We start from the raw sequence: 11352 nt of genomic DNA, 5'->3' as shown, positions 1-11352 counted from the left end.
GTCGCGTCAAAAAAGTCGTGGGGTATTATATGGCAATACGTTGTCCCCTCCCGTTTTCGCCCGGTTTTCATGACGCTCGACGCCGCCGCCCTCCGCCATTCCAGCGCCCCCGATCCTCGACTCGATCTCCTCACCGCCTGGCTTGGCGGCCTCGCCTCGCGCCACGGGCTCGATCTGGCCACCCTCGCGCCGGCTTCATCCGATGCCAGCTTTCGCCGCTACTTCCGGCTTGCCGCCGGCACCCAGCCTGGCGGAACCGCGATTGCCGTGGACGCCCCGCCGCCCGAAAAATGCCGCGAGTTCGCCCAGGTGGCGCACCTGCTGGCCGATGCCGGCGTGCACGTACCGACCGTGCTGGAAGTGGACTTCGACGCGGGCTTCATGCTCGTCACCGACCTGGGCACCGATTCGTATCTGAATGCACTTAAGGGCGCGGCGCCCGATGGCACGGCGTCCCCGACAGAAGCCAGCCGCCCCGCGCCGCGCGAACTGATGCGCGACGCGCTCGACACGCTGATCCGCTGGCAACTCGCCTCGCGTCCCGACGTACTGCCGCCGTTCGACGAAGCGTTCCTGCGCCGCGAGATGGAGTTGATGCCCGAGTGGTACATCGGCCGCCATTTGGGCCACGCCGTGGACGAGGCGACGCGCGGCGTGCTGGACCGCACCTTCGCGCTGCTTGTGGCGAGCGCGTGTTCGCAGCCTCAGGTGTTCATGCTGCGGGACTTCATGCCGCGCAATCTGATGATCGCCACGCCGAACCCCGGCGTGCTCGACTTCCAGGACGCGGTGTACGGGCCGATCACCTACGACGTCGTCTCGCTGCTGCGTGACGCATTCCTGTCGTGGGACGAGGCCTTCGAACTCGACTGCTTCGCCTGGTACTGGGAGCGCGCGAAGAAGGCGGGCCTGCCCGTCGACGCGGACTTCGGCGAGTTCTACCGCCAGCTCGAATGGATGGGCCTGCAGCGCCACATCAAGGTGCTGGGCCTTTTCTGCCGCATCAACTATCGCGACGGCAAGCCGCATTACCTGGCCGACCTGCCGCGCTTCGTGAACTACGCGCGCAAGGTGACGCAGCGCTACGCGCCGCTCGCGCCGTTCGCGAAGCTGCTCGATTCGCTCGAAGGACGCGGCGCCGAAGTCGGCTACACGTTCTGACCGATCGCCCTTACCCATGACGCAACCGCTCTTCAACCGCAAGGCGATGATCTTCGCCGCCGGCCGCGGCGAACGCATGCGCCCGCTCACCGACACCTGCCCGAAGCCGCTCTTGCCCGCAGGCGGCAAGGCGCTGATCGAATGGCAGATCGAAAGGCTCGCGCAGGCCGGCTTTACGACCATCGTCGTCAATCATGCGTGGCTGGGTGCGCAGATCGAAGCGCGGCTCGGTGACGGCTCGCGTTGGGGTGTCGCGCTGCGCTATTCGGCCGAGCGCGAGGCATTGGAAACCGCGGGGGGCATCGCGCAGGCGCTGCCGCTGCTCGAAGACGCCGGCACGCCTGAAATCTTTCTGGCCGTGAGCGGCGACGTCTACAGCGACTTCGACTACGCGCACCTCGCGCGGCACGCCGAACGGCTCGCCGCGCAGCCCGCGCCCGGCATGCATCTCGTCATGGTGCCGAACCCGCCGTTTCATCCGTCCGGCGATTTCGCGCTGGACGATCACGTCTGCGGCACGCTCTCGCTCGAAGGCGCGCCGCGCTACACGTTCGGCAATATCGGCCTATACGACACGCGCATGTTCCACGCACTGCCGCGTGGCACGCGCTGTGCGCTCAAACCGTACTACCGCGAATCGATTGCGCGCGGGCTCGTGACGGGCGAGCTTTACGAAGGCGTGTGGGAAAACGTGGGCACGCCCGCGCAACTGGCCGATCTGGACGCGCGACTCAAGCGCGCCCAGTAGTCTCCGCCTGCGGCAACGCGGACGCATCCGGCGTTTCGATACCCTCAGCGGCGCCGTCCCCATCCCGCGCTTCCTGCTCGGCGCGCTGTTGCTGAAGCGCCCACATCTGCGCAAACAGGCCGCCCGCGCGCAGCAACTCCGCGTGCGTGCCCTGCTCGACGATGCGCCCGTGGTCCATCACGATGATCTGCTGCGCGTGCACGACCGTAGAAAGCCGGTGCGCGATGATCAGCGTCGTGCGATTGCGCGCGATCTGATCCAGCTCGTGCTGGATCGCGCGTTCCGAGCGCGAATCGAGCGCCGAAGTGGCTTCGTCGAACACGAGAATCGGCGGGTTCTTGAGCAGCGTGCGCGCAATCGCCACGCGCTGCTTTTCGCCGCCCGAGAGCTTGAGCCCGCGCTCGCCCACCGAGGTCTCGTAGCCCTTCGGCAGACCTTCGATGAACTCGTGGATGTGGGCCGCACGCGCCGCCGCGATCACGTCGTCGCGCGACGCCGAGGGTCTGCCGTACGCGATGTTGTAGTAGATCGTGTCGTTGAAGAGCACCGTGTCCTGCGGCACGATGCCGATCGCGGCGCGCAGCGTGTCCTGCGCCACATCGCGGATGTCCTGGCCGTCGATGGCAATCGCGCCGCCGGTTGCGCGGTCCAGATCGTAGAAGCGGAACAGCAGCCGTGCGAGCGTCGATTTGCCCGAGCCGCTGTGCCCCACCACCGCCGTCGTCGTGCCCGCAGCAATCGTGAAGCTCACGTCGTGCAGGATGGGGCGCGACGGCTCGTACGCAAAGTTCACGTGATCGAAGCGCACCTCGCCGCCGCGCACTGCAAGCGGCGGCGCATTCGGCACGTCGGGCACTTCGCGCATCACGCCCATCAGCGAGAACATGCGGTCCATGTCGGTCAGGCTCTGCTTGAGTTCGCGATACACCACGCCCAGAAAATTGAGCGGGATGTAGAGCTGCAACATGAACGTGTTGATGAGCACGAGGTCGCCCAGCGTGAGGCGGCCCGCCATCACGCCTTGCGTCGCGCGCCAGAGAATGAACACGAGCCCGGTGCCGATAATCGCCTGCTGCCCGAAGTTCAGCGCCGAAAGCGAGTTCTGCGACTTGATGGCCGCCGCGCGATAGCGCTTGAGGTTTTCGTCGTAGCGTTGCGCTTCCCATTCCTCGTTGCCGAAGTACTTCACGGTTTCGTAGTTCAGCAGCGAATCGATGGCACGCGAGTTCGCGCGCGAGTCGAGTTCGTTCATCGTGCGCCGGAAGTGCGTGCGCCATTCCGTGACCTTCACCGTGAACACGATGTACGCGACGAGCGCCACGAGCGTGACGATCGCGTAGTAGGCCTCGTAGCGCACCACGAAAAAGCCCAGCACGAGCCCGACTTCGACGAGCGTCGGCAGGATGCTGTAGAGGGAGTACGAAATGAGTTGCGTGATGCCGCGCGTGCCGCGCTCGATATCGCGCGACATGCCGCCCGTCTGCCGGTCCAGGTGAAAGCGCAGCGAGAGCGCATGCAGATGCCGGAACACCTTGAGCGCGAGTTGCCGCACGGCGCTTTCGGTGACCTTCGAGAACAGGATTTCGCGCAGTTCGGTGAAGAGCGAGGTAGAGAGGCGCACCACCGCATAGGCGATCACGAGCAGCCCGATGCCGCCCGCCAGCACGATGGACGGCGCATGCTCCGCGCGCCCGAGCGCCGTGAGCTGCTGCACGGAGGCAAGACTGTCGACGATGCGTTTCATCACGACCGGCACGCCCAGGTTCGCCACCTTCGCGCCGATCAGGCAGGTCAGCGCGAAGATCACGCGCCACTTGTAGGTCGCGAGGTAGGGCAGCAGCGAAACGATGGTCTGCCAGTCGTTACGCGGGCCGGTTGCGAGCGGCGAAGGCTCGCCGGAAGGAGGAAGGCGACGCATGGATTCTGGAGTGGGGTTCGTGACGGGCGGGTTCTGCGCGCCTCGCCGCTGCGCACTTTCCCGTACAATTTCTGATCTTCCGTATTGTCGCAGAAGGCCGCGGCCGCCGCTTCAGGCCGCCGCGCCTCCCTCCATACACACGAATCCGTCCACACGCGCCCTTTCCATGGATAAACACATGACCGAGTCCATCCACCTTCCGCAGAAGCCGCCCGCACTACGCGTGGTGCCGCAGCCTTCGGACGCGAACGTCCACGGCGACGTGTTCGGCGGCTGGATCATGGCGCAGGTGGACATTGCCGGCTCGATTCCGGCCAGCCGCCGCGCGAACGGACGGGTCGCCACCATCGCGGTCAACTCGTTCATCTTCAAGCAGCCGGTATTCGTGGGCGACCTGCTGAGCTTCTACGCGGACATCGTGAAGACGGGCAATACGTCGGTCACCGTGTCGGTGGAGGTTTACGCGCAGCGCATGAGCCTCACGCAAGATGTCGTGAAGGTGACCGAAGCCACGCTCACCTACGTCGCCACCGACTCCGACCGCCGCCCGCGCGCCCTGCCCGCGCTGGACTGAGCACGCGCCGGAGAAACGCGCCGCCGGGGCCTGCGCGCTAAGCCTCGGCGCACTCCATCCCGCCCTGCAGCAGATTCGCGATAGCGTCGCGCGGCATCGGGCGGGCAAAGAAGAACCCCTGCATCTCGTCGCAGGCTCGTTCCTTCAGGAAGTCGAGCTGCGCCGACGTCTCCACACCTTCCGCAATCACCTGCAGTTCCAGCGAGTGCGCGAGCGCGATGATCGCGGACGTGATCGTCTCGTCGTCGCCCGAAATGCCGATGTCGGACACGAACGAGCGGTCGATCTTGAGGCGGTCCACTGGGAAGCGCTTGAGGTAGCTCAAGCTCGAATAGCCGGTGCCGAAGTCGTCGATGGCGAGGCCAATGCCGAGCGCGTGCAGATCGTTGAGCATGATCACCGCTTCCTCGGCGTTGCGCATGATGGTGCTTTCGGTGAGTTCGAGTTCCAGGTACTGCGGATCGAGCCCGGTCTCTTCGAGCACCTGCATGACAAGCCGCGTGATGTTGCGCTGCTGGAACACGCGCGCCGAGAGATTCACCGACACGCGCGCCGGCGGCAGCCCCGCCGCCTGCCACGCCTTGTTCTGGCGGCACGCCTCGCGCAGCACCCATTCGGAAAGCGGCCCGATGAGCCCGCTTTCCTCGGCAACCGGAATGAACGCCGACGGCGAGACGAGCCCCGCTTCGGGGTCCTGCCAGCGCACGAGCGCTTCCATGCCCACGATGCGGCCGGTGTCGATGTCGATCTGCGGCTGGTAGTGCAGCAGGAATTCGTTGTCGCGCAGCGCCCGCCGCAGGCGCCGCTCCAGCGAAAGCCGCGCGGTCGCGCTCGCGTTCATCTCCGGCTGGAAGAACTGGAAGGTGTTGCGCCCCATGTCCTTCGCGCGGTACATCGCGAGGTCGGCCTTCTTCATCAGCGTTTCGGCGTCGTCGCCGTCTTGCGGGAAGAGGCTCGCGCCCATGCTGCAGCCCACGTAAAGCTCGTTGCCGTCCAGCCAGACCGGCTCCGAAATCGCGGCCCGCGCGCGCTCCATCCAGGCGATCAGCGACTGCTCGTCCACCGTGTCCGTCATCACGATCACGAATTCGTCGCCGCCGTGGCGCGCCACCGTGTCGCTTGCCCGCGCACAGCGCGCCAGGCGTTCGGCCACGACGGAGAGCAGCCGGTCGCCGATGCTGTGGCCGAGGCTGTCGTTCACGTTCTTGAAGCCATCGAGGTCGATGAACACGACAGCGAGCCCACGGTCGCGCCGCTGCGCCGCGACGAGCGCCTGCTGAAGCCGGTCGCGCAGCAGGTTACGGTTGGGCAACCGCGTGAGGCCGTCGTAGTTCGCCTGGTATTCGAGCTGTTCCTGGTAGCGCATCAGCTCGGTCACGTCGTTCACGATGCCGACGTGGTGCGTGGTGCGCCCGTCCGCGTCGGGCACCGGCGCAATGAACAGCTGATTCCAGAACAGCGCGCCGTCCTTGCGATAGTTACGCAGCACGGCGCTCACCTCGCGGTTGGCGGCGAGCGCCTGGCGGATGGCGTGCAGCCCTTCCTGGTCGCGGTCGTCGCGCTGCAGCAGCCGGCAGTCCTGTCCCACCACTTCGGCGGGATCGTAGCCCGTGATGCGCGCGAAGGCCGGGTTCGCGTACTCGATCAGATGGCCGCCCGGCCCCGGGCCCGTGATGATGATCGCGTTCACGCTCGCGTCGAGCGCGCGGCTTTGCAGGCGCAGCGCGAGGTCGGCGCGCTTGCGCTCCGTGATGTCGGTGTAGGAGCCGAGCACGCCCAGCACGTTGCCGTCGCCCGCCGTGAACGGCAGCTTGCTCGTGACGGTGGTGCGATGCACGCCGTCGATCACGAGGTCCACTTCGAAGTTGAGCTTGGGCACGCCGGACTCGATCACCTCGCGGTCGTGCGCGCGCACGGCGTCGGCGAACTGGCGCCAGGGCAGGTCGTAGTCGGTCTTGCCGATCACCTGTTCCGGGTACGCAAGCCCTGCGTCGCGCGCGAACGCCATGTTGCAGCCCAGGTAGCGGAACTCGCGGTCCTTCCAGAAAATGCGCTGCGGAATGCTGTCGATCACCGTCTCCAGCATCTGGTTGGAGCGCTGGGCTTCGGCTTCGGCAGCGATCTGCTCGGTCACGTCGTCGGCGAGCACGAACACCGCGTGGCGGCCCATGAACGTGAGCGTGTGGTACGAGATGTCCGCGCTCACGTGCGAGCCGTCGCGCCGCACGTGATGCCAGATGCCGGCCATGGTGCGGCCGCCGTGCGAAGACGGGTCGCTGCGCGTGAGATGCGATTCGAGCCGCGTCGCGTCCTCGGGCGTGTGAATGGCGCGCACCGACATCGCGAGGAACTCGGTTTCGCTGTAGCCGTACTGCTGGATCGCGGCCAGATTGACGGCGAGAAAGCGCAGCGTGTCGCGGTCGAAGATGTACATGGGCACAGGATGCGCTTCGAACAGGCCGTGAAAGCGTTCGTCGCTGCTGCGCAGTGCCCGCGCGATGCGCAGCTTTTCGCGCGCCGCGTTCTCGCGCACGCCGAAGGTATAGATGAGCAGCGTGCCGCCCGCGAGCATCGAAATGACGAGCAGCACCACGGCCCGGCGGTTTTCGGCGATGGAATCGTCGATCACCTTTTCGAGCGCGATGCGCTGCTTCTGCTGCAGTGCCGAGAACTGCGATTCGAAGCGGCCCATCTGCACGTCGAGCCGCATGTACACCGGCGCCACCCACGTACGCGCGTCTTCGCTGCCGGCCGGCCCGGGGCGCGCCGTGCGCGCCAGCGCTACGCGCAGATCACGCTGGAAGGCATCAGCGTCGAGGGCGAGGTTGTCGAAGTCGGCCGCCATGTCCGGCGTGTCGGCGAAGGCGGTGCGCAGCCGCGCCACGGTCTGGTCGAGCGTTGCCGTGCGCTCGCGCATCGCGGGCTCGCTTTCGCCCTCGCCCGCGGTCTCGTAGCGGCCGAGCGCCATCAGCTCGTCGTTGAGCGTGTCGCGAAAGGTGTCCAGATCCTGACGGATGTGCGTGGCCCGCAAGGTGCGGGCGTCGGCCTCGCGCTGCCCGCGTATCTGCGTGTATGCGACGAACGCGTTCGCGCCGACAGCGGCGGCCACGACCGCCACGTTGATCAGCAGCCGCTTCGAGAAGAAAGAGTTCATGGGTTCCGGGCGTCGTTCGTCCTGCGGTCGGGGTGCCTGCGGGGCTTTATTCACCACATATCTGCGACGGGCAGGCGCGCGATGCGCCTCAACCTATGGATAACGGCAGCGTCCGGAACAGTTTGAGGGAAAAGAAAAAAATTCCGTTCAGGCCGGTTTGGCCAAACCAAATTCGCGCATGGCGGGCAGGAAATCGTGATTGCCTTCCGGCTTGCGCGAGAGCTTGGCAAGAACGTAGCGCTTGAATGGGGCCAGCTGCGCCCATTGCTCGCTGGTTGGCGCGGGGAGGCTCGCGAGCGACGCCTGGTGCAGCACGCCGTCGGGCACCGCGCCGGCTTCACGCCAGGCCGGCGCGGTGTCGGGCGTGAACCATTCCGGCTCCACGTTGGCGTGCGTGCGCAGCATCTCGAAGAGCGCATGGTCGAAATTCGGCTCGATCTGTGCGTCTTCCTCCACCGGGAAGCGCGCGAGCAGCTTGCGGTCCTCGTACGGCAGCATCTGCCATTGAGCGAGCGAGATACGCAGGCCGAAGCGGTCCAGGTTGAAGCGGACCGACATCGGAATGTAAGTGAGGTCCTCGGAAGAGGCGACCTCGAACTGGAAAAGCAGCGGCGCTTCGTGGAGTCCCATGGCGGTATATCCCAGGTTCTGTCAGCCAGGTTCTGTCGGATGCCGGCCACGCGGGGCGCCGGCTTGGGGTATTTTAGAACCTTCTGCGCGACCCACGAGCCCACGTCCGGCTGGGCGTTTTGTCCGGGCCGCGCGCCAAGGAGTCCACGCTTGAACCCACTGGAGACCGCCGGCCAGCCCGGCGCCATCGAATTGCCCGTCACGCGCCACCGCGGCGGCGGCGCCGAAACGCTCGTCGATCACGTCGGCCAGGAATGGCCCGTAGCGCTCGTGTTCAACGGCATCTCGCATGCGGTGATGATGTGCACGCCGCGCGACCTGGAGGCCTTCGCGGTCGGCTTCGCCATTTCGGAAGGCATCGTGGACCGCAACGCCGACATTCAGGACATCGAGGTCGCATTTCGCGAAGACGGCGAGTTGCCTTACGCCGAAGTGCAACTCACGATCGTGCAGCAGGCGTTCGCGGGATTGAAGGAAAAGCGCCGCGCGCTTGCGGGCCGCACGGGCTGCGGCGTGTGCGGCATCGAAAGCATCGATCTGCTCGATCTGCAACCGGAGCGCGTGCCGGATACAGGATTTCTCGCGCGGCTCGCGCCCGACGCGCTCGCCCGCGCCGCGCACGACCTGCCCGCGCACCAGGCGCTCACGAAGCTCACAGGGGGACTGCACGCGGCGGCGTGGTGCAACGCGCGGGGCGAGATTCTGCACGCTTTCGAAGACGTGGGCCGTCACAATGCGCTCGACAAGCTGATCGGCCAGCTCGTGCTGGAACGCGCCGACACCACGGACGGTTTCGTGTTTCTCTCCAGCCGCGCCAGCTACGAACTCGTGCGCAAGGCCGCGCGCGTGGGCGTGCCGCTGGTGGCGACTATTTCGGCGCCGTCGTCGCTGGCCATTGCCATCGCGAAGAAAGCGGGCTTGCGGCTCGTGAGTTTTTGCCGGGAGTCCGGGTATGTGGAGTATGGGACGGCGTGAGAGCGGGCTACTACGCGTTACCTGCGTTGTGTACGCAAGGTGTGTGGACAAAAAACGGCGCATAACGCGCCGTCCTTTTGCCTCGTCGCCCGCGCTCAATCGAACTGCCTGAAATCCGGCTTCCGCTTCTCAAAAAACGCCTTGAACGCCTCCCGCGCTTCAGGCGCGAGCAGCATCTTGCCGAAGTGCACGGCCTCTTCCGTCATGCGCGTATGGACCTCGTGCTGCGCCGCGCCCTTCATCAGCGCCTTGGTCACACGCAGCGACGACGCCGGCAGCGCCGCCAGCTTGCTCGCCTGAGCGAGCGCAAACGCCTCCACCTCCCCGGCAGGCAGCACACGATTCACGAAGCCCATGCGCAGCGCCTCGTGGGCGTCGAACGCATCGCCTAGCAGCAGCTTTTCGGCCGCGAGCGGATAGCCCGCTATGCGCGGCAATAGCAGCGACGATGCCGCCTCCGGGCACAGCCCGAGTTGCGCGAACGGCAGCGAAAACTTCGCCGTGTCGGCGGCGTAGACGAGGTCGCAATGCAGCAGCAGCGTCGTGCCGATGCCCACGGCCGCGCCCGCCACCGCCGCGACCACGGGTTTCTCTGCTGTGCTGATGGCGCGCAGGAACTGGAACACCGGCGCGTCCTCGCCCGCAGGCGGCGCCTTCATGAAGTCTTCGAGGTCGTTGCCGGCGCAGAACGTGCCCTCGCTGCCGCGAAACAGCACGGCGCGCACGGCCTTGTCGTGCTGTGCGGCAACGAGCGCGTCGGCCATCGCCTGGTACATCGCGGCCGTAATCGCGTTCTTGCGCGCCGGCCGGTTGAAGGTGATGGCGAGCACGCCGTCGTCGGTCTGGCTGGTCAGGATGTCGGGGGTCATTCGCGGATCTCCTCCGTTGAACGAAAACGGTTCGCAAGCCTCGCGACCTGCGAACCGTTCATGCCTTTACGGTGTCTCCTCGCTGCCCGGGCAAGCGAGCATGCGAAGAAGCGGCCTGCACCTTACAGGCGCTCGATGATGCCGGCCGCGCCCATGCCGGTGCCCACGCACATCGTCACCATGCCGTAGCGCAGGTTGCGACGGCGCAGCGCATGCACGACCGTCGCCGCACGAATCGCGCCCGTGGCGCCGAGCGGATGGCCCAGCGCAATCGCGCCGCCCATCGGGTTCACCTTCGCGGGATCGAGGCCCAGGTCCTGGATCACGGCGAGCGACTGCGCGGCGAACGCCTCGTTCAGCTCGATCCAGTCGATGTCGTCCTGCGTGAGACCCGCGGCCTTCAGCGCCGCCGGAATGGCTTCCTTCGGCCCGATGCCCATGATCTCCGGCGGCACGCCGCGCACCGCAAAGCTCACGAAGCGCGCGAGCGGCGTGAGGTTGAACTGCTTGAGGATCTTCTCCGACACCACGATCAGCGCGCCCGCACCGTCCGAGGTCTGCGAGCTGTTGCCCGCCGTCACCGATCCCTTGTTGGCGAACACGGTGCGCAGTTTCGCGAGGCCTTCCAGCGACGTGTCCGCGCGCGGACCTTCGTCGAGCGCAACTTCGCGCGTCTTCACCTTCACTTCGCCGCTCGTGAGATCCGGCACGCGTTCGGTCACGGTGTACGGCGCGATCTCGTCCTTGAACTCGCCCGCCTGTTGCGCAGCAATCGCCCGGCGATGCGATTCGAGCGAGAACGCGTCCTGCGCTTCGCGGCTCACCTTCCAGCGCTCGGCCACGCGCTCGGCCGTGAGGCCCATGCCGTAGGCGATACCGATGTTCTCGTTGGCGTCGAAGATGTGCGGCGACATCGACGGCTTGTTGCCCATCATCGGCACCATGCTCATCGACTCGCAGCCACCCGCGATCATGGCGTCCGCTTCGCCCACACGAATGCGGTCTGCCGCCATGGCGAGTGCCGTCACGCCCGAGGCGCAGAAGCGGTTCACCGTGACGCCGCCCACCGTGTTCGGCAAGCCCGCGAGCAGCGCGCCCATGCGCGCCACGTTGAGGCCCTGCTCCGCTTCGGGAATGGCGCAACCGACGATCGCGTCTTCGATCACCTTCGTGTCGAGCCCCGGCACCTGCGCCACCGCGGACCTGATCGCGTGCACCAGCAGCTCGTCAGGCCGCGTGTTCCGGAACACCCCGCGCGGCGCCTTGCCAATGGGCGTGCGGCTCGCGGCGACGATATATGCATCCTGTAACTGTTTGCTCATG

At 66.5% G+C, this 11352-nt stretch carries 9 protein-coding genes; 4 read left to right on the top strand and 5 right to left on the bottom strand.

Going from position 1 to position 11352, the window contains the following annotated elements; genetic code table 11:
• Window positions 1-69 precede the first annotated feature (69 nt).
• Together P2869_RS01745 and murU are read left to right on the top strand one after the other, a co-directional pair.
• Entirely contained in the window at window positions 70-1161 is a 1092-nt protein-coding gene (locus P2869_RS01745) for a phosphotransferase (protein ID WP_277597285.1), read from the top strand.
• Window positions 1162-1177: 16 nt separating this feature from the next.
• Window positions 1178-1909 (top strand): N-acetylmuramate alpha-1-phosphate uridylyltransferase MurU, encoded by a 732-nt coding sequence (gene murU / locus P2869_RS01740; RefSeq protein ID WP_277597284.1) that lies wholly within the window; start codon window positions 1178-1180, stop codon window positions 1907-1909.
• Here murU and P2869_RS01735 read toward each other — a convergent pair.
• Window positions 1893-3827 (bottom strand): ABC transporter ATP-binding protein/permease, encoded by a 1935-nt coding sequence (locus tag P2869_RS01735; protein WP_277597283.1) that lies wholly within the window; start codon window positions 3825-3827, stop codon window positions 1893-1895. The genes murU and P2869_RS01735 overlap by 17 nt on opposite strands.
• Window positions 3828-4005: 178 nt before the next feature.
• On the opposite strand from P2869_RS01735, the gene P2869_RS01730 reads away from it, so the two are divergent.
• Window positions 4006-4401: an acyl-CoA thioesterase gene (locus P2869_RS01730; RefSeq protein WP_017772706.1), complete on the top strand. Its 396-nt coding sequence runs from the start codon at window positions 4006-4008 to the stop codon at window positions 4399-4401.
• Between the two features lie 37 nt (window positions 4402-4438).
• On the opposite strand, the gene P2869_RS01725 is transcribed toward P2869_RS01730, so the two are convergent.
• Together P2869_RS01725 and P2869_RS01720 are read right to left on the bottom strand one after the other, a co-directional pair.
• Window positions 4439-7555: an EAL domain-containing protein gene (locus P2869_RS01725; protein ID WP_277597282.1), complete on the bottom strand. Its 3117-nt coding sequence runs from the start codon at window positions 7553-7555 to the stop codon at window positions 4439-4441.
• Between the two features lie 147 nt (window positions 7556-7702).
• Window positions 7703-8185, bottom strand: a complete 483-nt coding sequence (locus P2869_RS01720) for a nitrate reductase associated protein (protein WP_126877632.1) — start codon at window positions 8183-8185, stop codon at window positions 7703-7705.
• A gap of 150 nt (window positions 8186-8335) precedes the next feature.
• Between P2869_RS01720 and fdhD the strand changes: the two genes are divergently transcribed.
• Entirely contained in the window at window positions 8336-9160 is an 825-nt protein-coding gene (gene fdhD / locus P2869_RS01715) for a formate dehydrogenase accessory sulfurtransferase FdhD (protein ID WP_277597281.1), read from the top strand.
• A 95-nt stretch (window positions 9161-9255) separates the two neighbouring features.
• Here fdhD and P2869_RS01710 read toward each other — a convergent pair whose 3' ends face one another.
• Both P2869_RS01710 and P2869_RS01705 read right to left on the bottom strand, forming a co-directional pair.
• Window positions 9256-10029, bottom strand: coding sequence for an enoyl-CoA hydratase (locus tag P2869_RS01710; protein WP_277597280.1), 774 nt, complete (start codon window positions 10027-10029; stop codon window positions 9256-9258).
• Window positions 10030-10151: 122 nt separating this feature from the next.
• Window positions 10152-11351 (bottom strand): acetyl-CoA C-acyltransferase, encoded by a 1200-nt coding sequence (locus tag P2869_RS01705; protein ID WP_199541715.1) that lies wholly within the window; start codon window positions 11349-11351, stop codon window positions 10152-10154.
• Between the last annotated feature and the right edge of the window lies 1 nt (window position 11352).

The organism is Paraburkholderia sp. SUR17 (assembly GCF_029536165.1).
GTDB classification, from domain to species: domain Bacteria; phylum Pseudomonadota; class Gammaproteobacteria; order Burkholderiales; family Burkholderiaceae; genus Paraburkholderia; species Paraburkholderia kururiensis.
This window is presented reverse-complemented; position numbering and strand designations above follow the sequence as displayed.